This window comes from Rhodococcus koreensis (genome assembly GCF_900105905.1).
Classification (GTDB): Bacteria; Actinomycetota; Actinomycetes; order Mycobacteriales; family Mycobacteriaceae; genus Rhodococcus_F; species Rhodococcus_F koreensis.
The window spans coordinates 2,009,842-2,025,607 of record NZ_FNSV01000005.1 but is presented as its reverse complement, the minus strand read 5'-3'; the positions used below and the strand labels follow the sequence as shown (position 1 = coordinate 2,025,607).

13 protein-coding genes and 1 pseudogene are annotated in these 15,766 nt (G+C 68.5%); 10 read left to right on the top strand and 4 right to left on the bottom strand.

Annotation, left to right across the window (positions count from 1 at the left end; all coding sequences use genetic code 11):
* Nucleotides 1-38: 38 nt before the first annotated feature.
* Nucleotides 39-957: pseudogene (locus tag BLV94_RS14150) on the bottom strand (DUF3159 domain-containing protein).
* A 143-nt stretch (nucleotides 958-1,100) separates the two neighbouring features.
* On the opposite strand from BLV94_RS14150, the gene BLV94_RS14145 reads away from it, so the two are divergent.
* Genes BLV94_RS14145 through BLV94_RS14130 form a run of 4 tightly spaced genes read left to right on the top strand, consistent with a single transcriptional unit; the run spans nucleotide 1,101 to nucleotide 6,431 of the window.
* The gene (locus BLV94_RS14145; RefSeq protein WP_072948371.1) at nucleotides 1,101-1,874 is read left to right on the top strand and encodes an ABC transporter ATP-binding protein; all 774 of its coding nucleotides are present in this window, start codon (nucleotides 1,101-1,103) and stop codon (nucleotides 1,872-1,874) included.
* Between the two features lie 4 nt (nucleotides 1,875-1,878).
* Nucleotides 1,879-4,410 (top strand): ABC transporter permease, encoded by a 2,532-nt coding sequence (locus BLV94_RS14140; protein WP_072948373.1) that lies wholly within the window; start codon nucleotides 1,879-1,881, stop codon nucleotides 4,408-4,410.
* 33 nt (nucleotides 4,411-4,443) lie between these two features.
* Nucleotides 4,444-5,625 carry an NAD(P)/FAD-dependent oxidoreductase gene (locus BLV94_RS14135; protein ID WP_244163594.1) on the top strand — a complete coding sequence of 394 codons (1,182 nt, stop codon included), beginning with the start codon at nucleotides 4,444-4,446 and terminating at the stop codon, nucleotides 5,623-5,625.
* Between the two features lie 32 nt (nucleotides 5,626-5,657).
* Nucleotides 5,658-6,431 carry a glutamate racemase gene (locus tag BLV94_RS14130; RefSeq protein WP_072948375.1) on the top strand — a complete coding sequence of 258 codons (774 nt, stop codon included), beginning with the start codon at nucleotides 5,658-5,660 and terminating at the stop codon, nucleotides 6,429-6,431.
* Here the strand turns inward: BLV94_RS14130 and BLV94_RS14125 are convergent.
* On the bottom strand, nucleotides 6,419-7,072 hold the full coding sequence (locus BLV94_RS14125; protein ID WP_072948377.1) for a TetR/AcrR family transcriptional regulator: 654 nt from the start codon (nucleotides 7,070-7,072) through the stop codon (nucleotides 6,419-6,421). The genes BLV94_RS14130 and BLV94_RS14125 overlap by 13 nt on opposite strands.
* An 86-nt stretch (nucleotides 7,073-7,158) precedes the next feature.
* A complete protein-coding gene (locus BLV94_RS14120; RefSeq protein ID WP_072948378.1) occupies nucleotides 7,159-7,524 on the bottom strand; it encodes an SPW repeat domain-containing protein in 366 nt (121 codons plus the stop codon).
* 161 nt (nucleotides 7,525-7,685) lie between these two features.
* On the opposite strand from BLV94_RS14120, the gene BLV94_RS14115 reads away from it, so the two are divergent.
* The gene (locus tag BLV94_RS14115) at nucleotides 7,686-8,414 is read left to right on the top strand and encodes a DNA alkylation repair protein (protein ID WP_371851604.1); all 729 of its coding nucleotides are present in this window, start codon (nucleotides 7,686-7,688) and stop codon (nucleotides 8,412-8,414) included.
* Between the two features lie 25 nt (nucleotides 8,415-8,439).
* On the top strand, nucleotides 8,440-9,036 hold the full coding sequence (locus BLV94_RS14110) for a CHAP domain-containing protein (protein ID WP_072948382.1): 597 nt from the start codon (nucleotides 8,440-8,442) through the stop codon (nucleotides 9,034-9,036).
* Nucleotides 9,037-9,043: 7 nt separating this feature from the next.
* Here the strand turns inward: BLV94_RS14110 and BLV94_RS14105 are convergent, their stop codons facing one another.
* Nucleotides 9,044-10,099: a ferredoxin--NADP reductase gene (locus BLV94_RS14105; RefSeq protein ID WP_072948384.1), complete on the bottom strand. Its 1,056-nt coding sequence runs from the start codon at nucleotides 10,097-10,099 to the stop codon at nucleotides 9,044-9,046.
* Nucleotides 10,100-10,420: 321 nt separating this feature from the next.
* Here BLV94_RS14105 and mdo point away from each other — a divergent pair, with 321 nt between their 5' ends.
* The 4 genes from mdo to BLV94_RS14085 all read left to right on the top strand — a co-directional run bounded on the left by mdo (nucleotide 10,421) and on the right by BLV94_RS14085 (nucleotide 15,763).
* A complete protein-coding gene (mdo, locus tag BLV94_RS14100) occupies nucleotides 10,421-11,692 on the top strand; it encodes an NDMA-dependent methanol dehydrogenase (protein WP_072948386.1) in 1,272 nt (423 codons plus the stop codon).
* Nucleotides 11,693-11,796: 104 nt separating this feature from the next.
* Nucleotides 11,797-12,903 carry a MadB family AAA-type ATPase gene (locus BLV94_RS14095; RefSeq protein WP_072948388.1) on the top strand — a complete coding sequence of 369 codons (1,107 nt, stop codon included), beginning with the start codon at nucleotides 11,797-11,799 and terminating at the stop codon, nucleotides 12,901-12,903.
* A gap of 2 nt (nucleotides 12,904-12,905) precedes the next feature.
* Nucleotides 12,906-14,444 (top strand): MadC family VWA domain-containing protein, encoded by a 1,539-nt coding sequence (gene madC / locus BLV94_RS14090; protein WP_072948390.1) that lies wholly within the window; start codon nucleotides 12,906-12,908, stop codon nucleotides 14,442-14,444.
* A 131-nt stretch (nucleotides 14,445-14,575) separates the two neighbouring features.
* Entirely contained in the window at nucleotides 14,576-15,763 is a 1,188-nt protein-coding gene (locus tag BLV94_RS14085) for an iron-containing alcohol dehydrogenase (RefSeq protein WP_072948410.1), read from the top strand.
* Nucleotides 15,764-15,766: the final 3 nt, after the last annotated feature.

Sequence of the window (15,766 nt, the reverse complement as noted above, 5' to 3'; positions counted from 1 at the left end):
AGGCTAGTAGCCGGTGCTCCGATCAGTGACGTTTTGCCTCATGCGGTCGAACCGCTTCGGCTCTGCGTGCCCGCGCGTCGCAACGCGGCGCTGCCGAGGGCGCCCACCACGATCAGGGTGATGCCCAGCCAGTCGGGGTCGTTGTCGGTGACGAGCATCGCGATCCCCACGCCGATCACGTACGGCGGCAGGAAGTCGAACAGCTTGACGAGCGGCGGCGCCACCTCTTCCGGTTCCCCGGGTTCCCGCGGCGCCTGCGCGCTCGCCACGTCCGGATACCACTCGGTGAAGGACAGCGCGAACAGCAACGCCCCGATCGGAATGATCCAGCCCGTCCAGAAATTGTCCGGCTGGTCGAGGACGAGGTCGCCGTACAGTCCGGATGCCGCCGACACCGTGAAGGACAGCGCCCACACCAGGGTGATGAGCTGATTCACCTTCAGGAACAGCGGCGAGGTCCAATACTCCTCGGGTGTAGTCTCTTTCGCGTACGGCAGGGTGAACGGATTGCGCAGCAACAGCGAGCCGAACGCGAACGCGACGAGCGCCAGACTCGACATCTCGCCCGACCACTTCTCCAGCCAGGTGATCAGGCTGTCGGAGGCGAACAGTCCGATCACGGCGAGGCAGCCGAAATAGACGATGTCGAACACTTCCATGGGTTTGAGGCTTCCGCCGCGGCGGTGGCTGAGGAACAGGAACAGGATCGACAACCCGAGAGCGGTGGCGACCGATTCCTCGAACCGCCCGGGGCCGGACAGCAGCGACATCACGATCCACGGCGCCAGGCCGGCGAACGGTGATTGGAGGAACGCGTCGAGGAAACGCGATCCCGTCCGGGGTGTGGGGGGTTCGATGGCCATGAGGGCTCTCCTTCGCACCGGCGATACCGAAATTCTCCCAGGTCGGCACATCCGTTGTGGGCGTTTCCGGCCGGGTCGCCGTGTCAGGGATCACGTCCCGACTTACCGAAGATCAGGGTGGTCCCTGATGGCGGGCCGCCGCGGGTGTCGACAAGATGGAGGAGTGCGCCGCGCGTGCACCGTCCCGGCCCGTCACCACGGGGCCGGACCGCCACGAGAGAATGACGAAAGGCGATCATGAGCACGCATGCCCCCGCTGTCGCTGCCCGTGCTGTCGAGCTGTCCAAGACGTACGGCACCGGCGACACCCAGGTCCACGCGCTCAGCGCGGTATCCGCCGAGTTCGCCCGTGGTGAGTTCACCGCGATCATGGGACCGTCCGGTTCCGGCAAGTCGACGCTGATGCACTGCCTGGCCGGCCTCGACGCCGCCAGTTCGGGTTCCGTCCTCATCGGCGACACCGAGTTGACGACGCTGACCGACAAGCAGATGACCCAACTGCGACGCGACCGCATCGGCTTCGTGTTCCAGGCGTTCAACCTGGTGCCGACGCTGACGGCGCTGGAGAACATCACCCTTCCGCTGGACATCGCGGGCCGCAAGCCGGACGCCGCGTGGCTCGAGAACGTGCTCACCAAACTCGGGCTGCAGGATCGTCTCGAGCACCGCCCGGGGGAGTTGTCCGGAGGTCAGCAGCAGCGGGTCGCGTGTGCCCGGGCCCTGGCAGGGCAGCCGGAGATCATCTTCGGCGACGAGCCCACCGGCAACCTCGACTCGAAGTCCTCGGGCGAGGTGCTGTCGATCCTGCGGGCCGCGGTGGACGAATTCCACCAGACCGTCGTCATCGTCACCCACGACCCCCGCGCGGCCGCCTACGCCGACCGGGTGGTGTTCCTCGCCGACGGCAAGATCGTCGACGAACTGCGTGAGCCGACGGCCGATTCGGTCCTCGACACGATGAAGCGACTCGACGAGCCTGCCCACGCCCTCACGTCCGACGCGGCGGTCTGACCGCATGGCGTCCACATCCGGTGCGCCGATGCGCAAGGTGTCGCTGCGCAACCTGGCGGCACACAAGGTCCGGCTGGCACTGACGGTGCTGTCCGTGGTGCTCGGCACCGCGTTCGTCGCCGGTTCCTTCGTCTTCACCGACACCCTCCAGAGGACGTTCGATTCGATCTTCGAGAACACCGCGCAAGGGGTCGACGTCCGGGTGTCGAGCGAGGAGCGCAACTCCAGTGGAGTGCCCCTCGCCGACCTCGACACCATCACCGCGCTGGACGGGGTGCGCGCGGTCGCACCTGCCGTCAGCGGGCAGATCGTCCTCATCGATTCCGACGGCGCCGCCGTCCAGACGGGCGGTGCGCCGAGCATCGGGGAGTCGTACCTGCCGCCGGGTCAGGCGCTCGGTGAGCCCGACGAGTACGTGCACGGAACCCCGCCCGCGCAGGCCGGTCAGATCGCCGTCAACGCCAGTGCCGCCGAACGCGCGCAACTCGCGGTCGGCGACACCACCAAGGTCCTCGTGCCCGCTCGCGGCATGGTCGACGTCACCGTCTCCGGCATCTACGACACCGGCAACGAGACCGGTGGATTCATCGGCGCGACGTTCGTCGACTCGCAGGCCCGCGAACTGTTCACCGACGGCAAGCACGTCGAGTACATCGACGTCGCCGGGACCGGTCTGTCCCAGACCGAACTGCGCGACGAGATCGCCGCCGCCCTTCCCGACGCAAAGGTCCAGACCGGCGACGAGGTCCGCGAGGAAACCAAGGCGCAGGTGACGGAGGCGCTGAGCTTCATCAACTACTTCCTCCTCGCATTCGGTGCGATCGCGCTGCTCGTCGGCACGTTCATCATCTACAACACGTTCTCGATGATCGTGGCCCAGCGGTTGCGCGAACTGGCGCTGCTCCGCGCGATCGGTGCCAGCCGCACGCAGGTGGGCCGGTCCGTGGTCTTCGAGGCCCTCGTGGTCGGCGTGATCGGCAGTGCGATCGGGATCGCCGCCGGCGTCGGCCTGGCCTACGGATTGCGGGCACTGCTGAACGCGTTCGACGTCGGTCTGCCCGAAGGTCCCCTGCAGGTGGGGCCGCGCACGATTCTCATCGCCCTCGTGGTCGGGGTGCTCGTGACGACAGTCAGCGCGTACGCACCCGCCCGGCGCGCGTCCAAGGTGCCGCCCGTCGCGGCGATGCGCGAGGAATTCGCGTCCACCGGTGACTCACTGCACGTGCGCACCATCGCCGGTGCGGTCCTCGGTGTCCTCGGAGTCGTGGGACTCGTGATCGGTTCGCGGGGTACCGGTGGCGGTGCGGCGGCGGTCGTCGGCGCAGGCGCGCTCGGTCTGATCCTGGCTGTGCTGTTCGCCGCCCCCGCGTTGTCCCGGCCGATCGTCGGGGCGCTCGGAGCGGTGCTGGCCAAGCCGTTCGGCCCGGTCGGGCGCCTGGCCCGCACCAACGCCGTGCGCAATCCCCGCCGCACCGCCGCCACCGCGTTCGCGCTGACACTCGGACTGATGCTCGTATCCGTCATCGGGGTGTTCGGCGCATCCGCGAAGGCCAGCGTCAACCAGCTGGTCGACTCGGGGGTGTCCGCCGACTACGTGCTCACCGGACCCAATCAGATCGGTGTGCCCAGCGGCGCGGCGAGAGCCGTGCGGAACCTCGACGACGTCCAGAGCGCCGCCGCCCTGCACCCGGTGTCCGTGACGGTCGACGACGAGCGGCAACAGGGCGCGTCGCTGGACGGCCCACTCGAGGGCGTCCTCGACTACACGCTCGTCGAGGGCGGCGCCGACCTGACGGGCAACCACCTCATCGTGTCCCAGACGACAGCGGCGCAGAAGGGCTGGACGCTGGGCACGACCGTCCCGATGACGAGCGCCGACGGGAAAGTCGTCGACGCCGAGGTCACCGGTGTCTTCGAAGACAACCAGCTGGTCGGCGACTGGCTCGTCTCGGACGACGTCTACCGGCAGGTCATGCCCGCCGCGACCATCCCCGATCTGGCGGTGCTCATCGACGCGAAGCCGGGTGCGGACCTGACGCAGCTGCGCGCCGACCTCGAATCCGCGACCAAGCAGTTCGTCGTGGTGCAGGTGCAGGACCGCGAACAGTTCAAGGGAACGCAGGGCCAGCAGATCGACACGCTCCTCGCGATCCTCTACGGGTTGCTCGCACTCGCCGTCGTGATCGCGATCCTCGGCATCATCAACACGCTCGCGCTCTCGGTGGTCGAGCGCAGGCGGGAGATCGGCATGCTCCGCGCGGTCGGGATGCAGAGGTCCCAGATGCGCCGCACGATCTACCTGGAGTCGATGCTGATCGCGGTGTTCGGTGCGGCCGTCGGCGTGCTGCTCGGCATCGCGTTCGGCTGGGGCTTCGTGAGCACCCTGAAGGACCAGGGGCTCGGCCAGGTGACGGTGCCATGGGGGCAGGTGGTCGCGATGCTCCTCGGATCCGGTGTGGTCGGTGTGTTCGCGGCACTGTGGCCGGCGAGCCGCGCCGCCCGCACCCGCCCGCTGGAGGCCATCGCCGACCTCTGACCCTCACGGGCGCAAAGCGCCTAATGTGTTGGCGTGCAGAAAATTGTGATCGTCGGGGCGGGCTTGTCGGGCCTGCGCACCGCGGAGGAACTTCGGCGGGCCGGATACGAGGGTGATCTGATTCTTCTCGGAGGTGAACCGCACCTTCCCTACGACCGCCCACCGCTGTCGAAGGAAGTGATGCGCGGGGAGAAGAGCGACACCACGCTCAAGCCGCGTGAGTTCTTCGACGAGAAGAACATCGAACTGCGGCTGGGGGTCGAGGCCGCCTCGGTGGACACCGGATCCCGCATCCTGAGACTCGCTGACGGCAGCGAACTCGGCTACGACGAACTCGTGATCGCCACCGGCCTCGTGCCGCGGCGGATCCCGGGGCTACCCGCCCTCGCGGGTGTCCACGTTCTCCGTTCCATCGACGAGAGCCTGGCGTTGCGCGCGGACCTTGCCGAGGGCAAGCGCGCACTGATCGTCGGGGCAGGCTTCATCGGCTGCGAGCTGGCGGCGAGCATGCGGGCCGGCGGGCTCGACGTGGTGCTGGTCGAGCCGCAGCCGACGCCGCTCGCGTCCGTGCTCGGCGAGAAGATCGGCGGACTCGTCGCCCGGCTGCACACCGCCGAGGGGGTCGATCTGCGGGCCGGTGTCGGGCTCACGTCGCTGGTGGGCACCGACCGGGTCACCGGAGCCGTCCTCGGCGACGGAAGCGAGGTCGACGTCGACGTCGTGGCGATCGGAGTCGGCTCGGTGCCGGTCACCGCGTGGCTCGACGGCTCGGGTGTCGAACTGGACAACGGTGTGGTGTGCGACGGCGTCGGACGCACGGCGGTCCCGCACGTGTGGGCGGTCGGCGACGTGGCCGCGTGGCAGCTGCAGGTGGGTGGCCGCAAGCGCGTCGAGCACTGGAGCAACGCCGGGGAGCAGGCGAAGATCCTCGCCGCGGCGTTGACCGGCACCGGCGACGAGAACACCGCAGCTCAGGTGCCGTACTTCTGGAGCGACCAGTACGACATCAAGATCCAGGCCCTGGGCACGGTGGCGGCCACCGACGAGGTGCACGTGATCAAGGACGACGGCCGCAAGTTCCTCGCCTACTACGAACGGGACGGCATCCTGGCCGGTGTCGTCGGCGGCGGGATGGCGGGTGGTGTCATGAAGATGCGGGCGAAGATCGCGGCGGGAACTCCGATCGGTGAGGTCCTCGAGGCCGCGTCGGCGTAAGAGCCGGGACGGGGGCGCGATAGATTCTCCGGGTGATTGTTGCGCTCATCGACTCGGGTCTCGGCATGCTGCCGACGGCGGCGTGGTTGCGGAAGTTGCGACCCGAACTGGATCTGATTCTCGCGCTGGATCCGGACGGGGCCCCGTGGGGTCCCAAACCGGAGCAGTGGGTGATCGATCGTGTTCTCGCGACCGCGCAGCGCAGCCTCGACCGCGGCGCCGAGGTGATCGTGCTGCCGTGCAACACGGCGAGCGTCACCGCGCTCGACCACGTCCGGGAGCTCGTCGGACCGCAGGTTCCGGTCGTCGGGACGGTGCCGGCGATCAAACCGGCCGCCGCGGCGTTCGGGTCCGTCGCCGTCTGGGCGACCGCCGCGACGACGGCGAGCCGGTATCAGGCCGATCTGATCGAGAAGTTCGGGAACGGCAGTTCGGTGGTGGGGGTCGCGTGCCATGGTCTCGCGGAGGCCATCGACCGGGGGGAGCGGGACGCTGCGATCGCCGCCATCGCGTCCGCCGCAGAGCGGACGCCCGGCGACGTCGGCGGGGTGGTGCTGGGCTGCACCCACTACCCGTTGATGGCCGACGAGATCGCGGCGCAGCTGCCGGCCGGGGTGCGGTTGTTCGACAGCGCCGAGGCGGTGGCGGCGCAGACCCTGCGCCGCATCGACGCGCTGAACCGGCCGAGCGCGGGGGAGGGCACCGTGGAGGTGTTCCTCAGCGGCAGGCCCGGGCGGCTGCCCGCGAGCGCGGAGGCGTTCCCCGCCGGTCAGCTGCTGGCCGCGGGAACATCTCAGCCCAGCTGAACCATCCCGGCCGCCACCACCCGTGCGACGTTGCCGAGTTCCTCGCCGTGTTGTCGCGGCAGGTCGTCGAGGTCGTGCAAGCGGTCGTTGCCCGCGACGGAGAACATCGCGGCCACCCACGCCGTCGCGCAGGCCCGGAGCGTCCCGGGCTGCACGGGGTACGGCGAACTGGCCTGCAGCAGTCGCTCGGTGATGTCGCTGAGGTAGTCGCGGAACCGCCTCAGGTGGGCGCGGACGTCCGGGTGGGTCTCGGCCTCGCGCCAGATGATCACCCGCATCACCGACGAGTGGTGGTCGTGCAGATTCAGTGCGGTGTCGAGGTTGACGAGGCTGGCGGCGGGGTCACCCGGAGTCACCAGGGGGCCCACGTCGCCGAAGGGTTCGGTCGGCAGTCTCTCGGACAGCAGGGCCAGGAGGATGTCGGTCTTGGAGGGGAAGTAGTAGAACACCAGTCCTTTCGGGACGTGCGCGGCAGAGGCGATCGACGCGGTGGACGTGGCATCGAATCCGTGTACGGCGATGAGGGATTCGGCGGCGTCGAGGATCAGTTCCCGCGCGTCGCCGTCGATCTTCGCGCTGCGCCGCCGCCGGCCTTTCCGCGGTTGGGAGTTACCGGGCTTTCCGAGATGGGGTGCTGGCATGGGCCTTTCCCGACGTGAACGGCGGGGCGCAGGCCGTAAGCCTGCGCCCCGCCCCAATCGATGTTCTCGGTGCTGTGGTTCACAGATCAGTGATGCGTCGCCAGCCCTCCGTGTCCGTGCATCCGGGAACTCATCATCGGCAACCCCGTGACAGCCACGACGACTGCCAGGACACCGACGACCCATGCGGTCCACGCCGCGCCCGTGAATGCGTCGAAGTTCATCACCCACGGGGCGAGGAACAACAGCACTCCGAAGACGGCCATCGCGTACTCGGCCACAGTCATCTCCGGGCGGCTCATATGGACGAGACCGGAGAGGGCCACGAGTACACCGAGGACGATGAGTGACCACATCGCGGCGTTGTTGGTGTCGAGCCACAACGGCGAGAGCGCCGCGAAGACTCCGATCACGATCGCCACCACATCTTGCATACGACTCCACGATCTCATGTCCGGCCTCCTCGAAATGGATTGTGTCCACTTCGAGTACACGCCTGATTGACCGCCCGATCAATACCTCACCCGTTGCATTCGGATAACACGAACCGCAGGTCGGAGCATGTTTTGTGATCTTCGCTCGCGGTGTCGGTGACGTATGGGACAGTGCCTTCGTGACTTCCACCGCAGACGACGTGAAGCGTGCTCTCGCCGACGTGTCGGACGAGGCCGACGCCGTCAATCTGGCACGGTTCTTCAAGACCGGTCCGGGGGAATACGGGGAGGGCGACGTCTTCATCGGCGTGCGGGTTCCCGGGACGCGCAGCGTGGTTCGCGCTCACGCCGATCTGGACCTGCCGGAGGTGACCGTGCTGCTCGACAGTCCGGTGCACGAGCACCGACTGGCGGGGCTGCTGGTACTCGTTACGCAGTTCGACCGGGCGGCGAAGGCGGGCGACGACGCCTTGCGCGAGAAGATCGTGTCCTTCTACCTCGACCTGGTGATGCGGGGACGGGTGAACAACTGGGATCTGGTGGACTCGTCCGCCGACCGGATCCTGGGCACGTGGCTGTTCGACCGGCCGCGGGACCCGGTCTTCGAGCTGGCCGCGGACGACGACCTCTGGCGGCGCCGCGTCGCGCTGCTCAGTACGTTCGGGTTCATCCGCCGGGGTGACGCGTCGACGACGCTCGAGGTCGCGGAGTCCGTCCTCGGTGATCGCCGCGACCTCACCCAGAAGGCGACGGGATGGATGCTGCGCGAGGTCGGCAAGCGGGTCGACCGCGCCCTGCTGACCGGCTTCCTCGACCGGAACGCCGCCGCGATGGGGCGCACGGCCCTGACATACGCGTGTGAGCACCTCACCGCCGAGGAGCGTGCGGGCTACCGCGCGATGCGCTGACCGGATTCCCGCTACATTCGGTGGCATGACTGCTCCCGCGCCCACTCGCCGCCGCCGACGTGCCGGGCTGATCCTCGGCGCCGTCGTCGCGGTGATGGCCGTCGTGGCGGGCGGGGTGCTGTGGCTGGCCCCGGACCGCTACCTGCCGTGGGACACCGCCGAATTCCCGGCCGTCGACACGACCGCGCTGTCGCCGCAGCAGGCGCGGATCGTCGGGCTACTGGAGGCCGAGCACGGCACGCAGCGGCCGGGGACGTTCTACTCCGAAGGGGTCGAGGAGCCCTGGTGCGCGGACTTCGTCAGCTGGATCATGCGGGAAGCGGGCCTGCCGCTGTCGAATCCGAATTCCGGGCACTGGCGGATCCCGGGTGTCTACACATTGCAGGAGTACTACCAGTCGCAGTCGCGGTTCCAGGAGGTCGGCGACGGGTACCGCCCGGCCGTCGGGGACGTGGTGCTCTACGACAACAGCAGCTGGGTCGGCCAGCACACCAACATCGTCGTCGCCGTCGACGGTGACACCGCTACGACGGTCGGCGGCAACGAGTTCGGCCGGATCCGCGTGCACACGGTGGACTGGGCGAGCGACTCCGCCGTCGTCGGTTTCGGCCGGCTCGGGTGAGCGGCCTTCAGAATTCGATCTTGAGGTGGTCGGTGACCGGACGGGCCTGGCAGCCCAGGATGTAGCCGCTCTCGATGTCCTCGGGGTCGAGAATTTCGCTGTTCTCCATCTCGACCTTGCCTTCGAGCACGGTGCACGCGCACGACCCGCACTCGCCCTCCTGGCAGGAGTAGGGCACGTCGATTCCCTTGGCCAGCATGATGTCGACGAGGGTCTGCTTGCGGGGCCAGCTCAGGGTGTGGATCTCGCCGTCGAGTTCCACCTCCACGGTGGCGGCGTCGGCGGCCTCGGACTCGGTGACCTCGACGACGTCGGAGTCACGGAACGGGTCGCCGGCCAGCGAGTTGAACACTTCGGCGTGCACCTGGGTGCGCGGCATGCCGGCGTCGGCGAGGGCCTTGTGGATGGTGTCCATGAACGGCGCCGGTCCGCACATGAATGCCTCGTGCCCGAGGTAGGGGGCGACGGCGGAGGCGAGCTGGTCGACGCCGGGCAGTCCCTGGACCGTCTCCAGCCAGTGGATGGACACGAGCCGGGACGGGTACCGGCTCGCGAGGGTGCGCAGTTCCTCCGCGAAGATGACCGACTTCTCGTCGCGGTTCGCGTAGAAGAGGACGACCTTGCCGGACCCCTCGGTGAGGGCGGACTTGAGGATCGAGATCACCGGCGTGATGCCGCTGCCCGCCGCGAACAGCAGGAAGTCGTGGTCCAGCGACTTGGGGGTGAACACTCCCGACGGGGGAAGGACTTCGAGGGTGTCGCCGACGGCGACGTTGTCGCAGAGCCAGTTGGACCCGTACCCGTCGGCCGTCCGCTTGACGGTCACCTTGGGTGCGTCGTCGGTGAACGGCGAGCTGGCCAGCGAGTAGCACCGGGCGACCGATCCCGTGCGGTCGCTGGGGATGCGCAGGGTGAGGAACTGGCCCGGCTTGTAGGCGAACTTGCCTGCGAGGTCGGCCGGGACGTCGAAGACCAGTGACCGGGAATCGGTGGTTTCCTCGACCACGCCCGACACGGTGAGCACCACCGATCGTGAGCTGTGCGGCACCTCGACAGTCGTCATCGTGTGTGCAGTCCTTCCGTACTTCGCAGCGCCGGAACGCTCGCTTACCTGCCCCAAGAATAGAACAGGTTCTAGTTTTTGCCTAGCTGTCCACTCCGTGCGGAGTGGACAGCCTACCGAGTGCCCACCTCTCCGGCTCGGCCCGGCCGCACCTGCCCGATCGGGCAGTTTGTCCGCCGCGGTCGGACGGTTCGGGCTCGCAGGTCTGTAACCCGGGCCCGAACTAGGTCACAGTGGATTCCAGGTGAGACGCCGATCACATCTACTGCGTCCCCTTCCCCAACGCTTCAGATCCGACATCGACTAATCGAGGAGACGGCCATGGCCATCGAGCTCAACCAGATCTGGGACTTCCCCATCAAGGAATTCCACCCGTTCCCGCGGGCACTGATGGGAGTGGGCGCCCACGACATCATCGGCGTCGAGGCGAAGAACCTCGGTTTCAAGAGGACCCTGCTCATGACGACCGGCCTGCGCGGCTCGGGCATCATCGAGGAACTGGTCGGCAAGATCGAGTACCAGGGCGTCGAGGTCGTGCTCTACGACAAGGTCGAGTCCAACCCCAAGGACTACAACGTCATGGAGGCGGCCGCGCTCTACCAGAAGGAGAAGTGCGACTCGATCATCTCCGTCGGCGGCGGCTCGAGTCACGACGCCGCCAAGGGCGCCCGTGTCGTGGTCGCGCACGACGGCCGCAACATCAACGAGTTCGAGGGATTCGCGAAGTCCACCAACAAGGAGAACCCGCCCCACATCGCCGTATCCACCACGGCCGGTACGGGTTCGGAGACCTCGTGGGCGTACGTCATCACCGACACGTCGGACATGAACAACCCGCACAAGTGGGTGGGATTCGACGAGGCGACCATCGTGACCCTCGCGATCGACGACCCGCTGCTGTACTACACCTGCCCCCAGCACTTCACCGCGTACTGCGGATTCGACGTCCTCGCGCACGGCAGTGAGCCGTACGTGTCGCGTCTCGACTTTGCGCCTTCGCTCGGCAATGCGCTGTACTCGGTGGAACTCGTCGCGAAGAACCTGCGGGAGGCCGTGTTCGAGCCGCGCAACCTGAAGGCCCGTGAGGGAATGATGAACGCGCAGTACATCGCCGGGCAGGCGTTCAACTCCGGCGGCCTCGGCATCGTGCACTCCATCTCGCACGCGGTCAGCGCGTTCTTCGACAGCCACCACGGACTGAACAACGCGATCGCCCTGCCTCGCGTCTGGGAGTACAACCTGCCGTCGCGGTACGAGCGCTACGCCCAGCTGGCCGGCGCGCTGGGGGTCGACACCCGCAACCTCACCACGGTGCAGGCCGCGGACGCGGCGGTCGAGGCCGCCATCCGCCTGGCGAAGGACGTAGGCATTCCCGACAACTTCGGTCAGGTGCGCACCGACTCGTACGAGAAGAACCAGATGAACACGAAGAAGTACGAGGGTCGCGGCGACACCATCCGCGGTGACGAGAAGACCGTGCGCGCCATCTCCGAGCACATTCAGGGCGACTGGTGCACGCCGGGCAACCCGCGCGAGGTGACGGTCGAGTCGATGATCCCCGTGGTCGATCACGCGATCAACAGCGCGTACTGACCGACCTGAAAACTCGCGTCCGGGGCGGGCGCCACACCCCAGCCCGGCCCCGCCCCGGATGCGTTCCCACCACCACCTGCTGACGAAGGACGGATGCCCCGATCATGACTGCACCGCACACAGCCCCGGAACCGGAGGACGTCCGCTTCGCCGACGGCGCGGAACTGAAGGAGGCCTTGCGCGAGGTCGACTACATCGCCGACGACGAGTTCGCGGTGGTCGTCCACCTGGCGACCGCGCTCGAACGCCCGCTGTTGCTGGAGGGGCCTGCCGGTGTAGGCAAGACGGAGCTGGCGAAGTCGCTGGCCGAGGCGGCGGGGCGCAAACTCGTCCGGCTGCAGTGCTACGAAGGTCTCGACGACAACCGGGCGCTGTACGAGTGGGACTACGCGAAACAGCTTCTGCACGTGCAGATGCTGCGTGACCGCATCGGGGAGAAGCTGGCCGCGTTCGACGACATCGCCGACGCGTCGAAGTTCCTGGCAGCCCAGGATTTCGGGCTGTACTCGGAGCACTTCCTGTCGGTGCGCCCCCTGCTCGAGGCGATCCTGTCGCCGGAACCGGTGGTGCTGCTCGTCGACGAGGTGGACCGCACCGAAGAGTCGATGGAGGCGTTGCTCCTCGAGGTTCTTGCGGAGGGGCAGATCACGATTCCCGAAGTGGGGACGTTCGCCGCCCGGTCGGCGCCGTGGGTGATCCTGACGTCCAACGACACTCGTGAACTGTCGCCCGCGCTGAAGCGTCGCTGCCTGCACTACCACCTCGGCTATCCGACGCCGCAGCGCGAGCGGGACATCGTGACGGCCAGGGCGCCCGAGGTCGAGGACGCCGTGGCGGCGGACGTGGTGGATCTGGCGCGCACGCTGCGGGAGTTGCCGCTCCGCAAGAGTCCGTCTATCGCGGAAGTCATCGACGCGGCCCGTGCGGCGGTGGTCCTGAAGTCGACGGGGGTGGCCGTGAGTGCGCAGGCCGCGGTCCGGGACATCCTGCTCACCGCCCTGCTCAAGTACACCAGCGACGTCGAACTGGCCCGCACTCGGCTGTCCGGCGAACAGCCGCTCTCCTCGGACGACGAGGACACCACTCCGGCCGGGCCCGCGGAGCGGGTGACGGTCGCATCGCGGCCGGCCAACACGACCACCGCCGTGTTCCGCGGACGCGGTGGCCGGGACCGCGGCGGCATCGGCGCGGGCCGCCAGGGCAGGCGCTGACGATGCTCCACCCGGCCCCCGATCCGTCCCCGTCCCTTCCCTCGCAACTCCTCGACGTGCTGGCGGCGTCGTTCGGAAAGATGTTGCGCCGCTACGGCGTCGCCGCGTCCCCCGCCGAGGTCATCGAGGTTCGCCGGGTCTTCGGGCTGGTCGAGGGCCGGGACACGGCCACCCTGCGGGCGTCGCTGCGCGCGGTGTGCGCGAAGTACACGTACGAACAGCAGGGTTTCGACCGTGCCTTCGACGTGTTCTTCGGGTCGGTCGCCGACGCTGCCTCCGGCGGCGCGCGGCCGCCGTCCCGGGCCGAGTTCGCGGAGGGCCTGCCGTCCGCGCTGGAGGTGGCGGACAACGCGGAGACCGCCCGGTACGCGGAGTACAACGAGCGCGCCGCCGAGGTCGGCGACCACTTCGACACCCCCGAGGCGCAGAAGGGGTTCAACCCCCACAAGGACGACGACGACGTCAGCATGACGTCGAGCGACGCAGATTTGTCCGTCGATTCGGAAGCCGAGTCCGGACGCCGCGGCGTCACGTACACGGTCGAGGTCGAGCGGGCGGCGAGTACCGCCGTCGGTGACCTGGCGTCGTCGACGAGCGGCGCCGTCGTCGGATCGCTGTTCTGGGACGATCCGGAGTCGATTCTCGCGTGGCTCGACGCCTACGACCCGAGCAAGGTCTACGCCGATTCCGGCGGGGCGGAACCCCTCACCGCGGCCCAGCTGAACCGGCTGGCGGAGGCGGTGGAGGCGTTCGTCGGTGCGCTGGCGGACGCCCGGGACCTGACCGCCGGGCCCGCAGACGCACCGGGGACCGCGAGCGGTCCGGTGGCGGCCACGTCGCGAGCCGAGGTGAATCAGGCGTGCTACGAGGTGCTTCGGCGGATGCGCGGGCCGTCACGTCCCCGCCCGCGCGAACTGGCCCGGGGCCGCCTCGACATGCGCCGCACCGTGCGCGCCAGCCTGCGGACCGAAGGCGTCCCGTTCCACCTCATGGTGAAGGCGCGGCGTCCGGACCGGGTGCGGGTGCTGATCCTCGCGGACGTGTCGCTGTCGGTACGACCCGTCACCGCCTTCACTCTCCGGCTGGCACAGGCGATGCACCGCCGGGCGAGCCGCTGTCAGGTCCTGGCGTTCGTGGACCGGCCCGTCGACGTCACGGACACCCTCCTCGCCGGGACCGACGACGACGCGCTGGCCTCGGTGCTCGCCGACCCACGCATCGATCTGGAGGCGAGCAGCGACTACGGCCGGGTCTTCTCCGACGTGCTGACAGAGTTCGGCACCGACGTGAACACCCGCACCTCGGTGATCGTCGTCGGCGACGGGCGGTGCAACGGCCTGCCGCCGGGCGTCGACGAGTTCGCCGAACTGCGACGCAAGGTGCACCGGCTGGCCTGGATCACGCCGGAACCCGAGCGGTACTGGAACCAGGCGTCGTGCGCGATGCCGGAGTACGCGGACATCTGCGACCGTGTCGTGGTCGCCCGGGATGCCGCGCAGCTGATGTCCCGCGCCGCCGAGCTGGGACACGCGCTGCGGTGAGTACCTACCCGATCGGGTAGGTGCCGTGCCTGTCCTTCGGTGGGTGTGAAGCCCTCTCCCGGGCCGTAGGGTCGAGGCCAAGGTCTTGTAATCTGGATCACATGCACGCAGGTGTCGGGAGGAGTGTCGACTTGTCCGTGTCCTATCCGTCCACCCGCACCACCGCCCCCGGCAGGCTGGTGAAATTCCACGCACCCGAGATCGTGTTCGGTATCGGGTCGATGGTCGAGGCCGCGCATGCGGTCCTCCGCCTCGGCGGGGCGCGGCCGATGCTGGTCACCGATCCGGGTCTGATCGAAGCAGGCTGGGCGTCGGAACTCGAGGATCAGCTCCGCGAACAGGGCCTCACCCCCGTCGTGTGGAGTGCGTTGACACCCAACCCCAAGGACCACGAGATCGCGGCCGGACACGACGCGTACCGCGAGGGCGAATGCGACGTTCTCATCGCCCTGGGCGGCGGCTCGGTCATCGACGCGACGAAGGGCATCGCGGTGCTCGCCGCGAACGGGGGCAACATCCTCGACTACGAGGGAGTGGACCAGGCGACCAGTCCGATCCCGCCGCTGGTGATGGTGCCGTCCACGTCGGGCACCGGAGCCGACGTGTCGCAGTTCTGCATCGTGACCGACACGAGGCGGGGCACCAAGATCACCATCATCGGCCGCGCGCTCGTCCCGGACGTGACCGTGATCGACCCCCGGCTGCTCACCACCATGCCGGAATGGCTCAACGCCGCGACCGGACTCGACGCCCTCACCCACGGCATCGAGGCGTTCGTTTCGCTGGCCCACAACCCGCTCACCGACCACCATGCGCTCCGCGCGGTCGGGCTGGTCACCGACACTCTCGTCCGCACCATCGAGGAGCCGATGGAGATGGAGTCCCGGGCCGTCATGGCGCAGGCGAGCCTCGAGGCCGGCCTCGCGTTCACCAACGCCATCCTCGGTGCCGCGCACGCGATGAGCCATCAGGTCGGGGGCCTGCTCGACCTGCCGCACGGAGTCATCAACGGCATCCTTCTCCCGCACGTCATCCGGTTCAACGCCACCGACGACGCCACCCCGTTCGTCGCCATCGCCGCTGCTCTCGGTCTCGAGGAGCGCCGGGGAACACCCGAGGAGGCCGCTCTCGCCGTCGCGGACCGGGTGGATCGCCTCGCCCGCGAGGTGGGGGTGCCGAAAGGTCTGGGGCAGTTGGGAGTTCGCGAAGCCGATCTGTCACGCCTGGCCGAGTTCGCGCTCCGCGACGCCTGCATGTCCACCAATCCGCGCACGGCCACCCACGAGCAGATGGTGGCGCTGTTCCGGACTGCGCTGTGAGCG

Coding starts and splice junctions, on each gene's coding strand:
- mdo (WP_072948386.1), top strand. CDS start 10,421: ATGGCCATCGAGCTCAACCAGATCTGGGACTTCCCCATCAAGGAATTC.
- BLV94_RS14125 (WP_072948377.1), bottom strand. CDS start 7,072: ATGCCAGCACCCCATCTCGGAAAGCCCGGTAACTCCCAACCGCGGAAA.
- BLV94_RS14095 (WP_072948388.1), top strand. CDS start 11,797: ATGACTGCACCGCACACAGCCCCGGAACCGGAGGACGTCCGCTTCGCC.
- BLV94_RS14105 (WP_072948384.1), bottom strand. CDS start 10,099: ATGACGACTGTCGAGGTGCCGCACAGCTCACGATCGGTGGTGCTCACC.
- BLV94_RS14110 (WP_072948382.1), top strand. CDS start 8,440: ATGACTGCTCCCGCGCCCACTCGCCGCCGCCGACGTGCCGGGCTGATC.
- BLV94_RS14140 (WP_072948373.1), top strand. CDS start 1,879: ATGGCGTCCACATCCGGTGCGCCGATGCGCAAGGTGTCGCTGCGCAAC.
- BLV94_RS14145 (WP_072948371.1), top strand. CDS start 1,101: ATGAGCACGCATGCCCCCGCTGTCGCTGCCCGTGCTGTCGAGCTGTCC.
- madC (WP_072948390.1), top strand. CDS start 12,906: ATGCTCCACCCGGCCCCCGATCCGTCCCCGTCCCTTCCCTCGCAACTC.
- BLV94_RS14120 (WP_072948378.1), bottom strand. CDS start 7,524: ATGAGATCGTGGAGTCGTATGCAAGATGTGGTGGCGATCGTGATCGGA.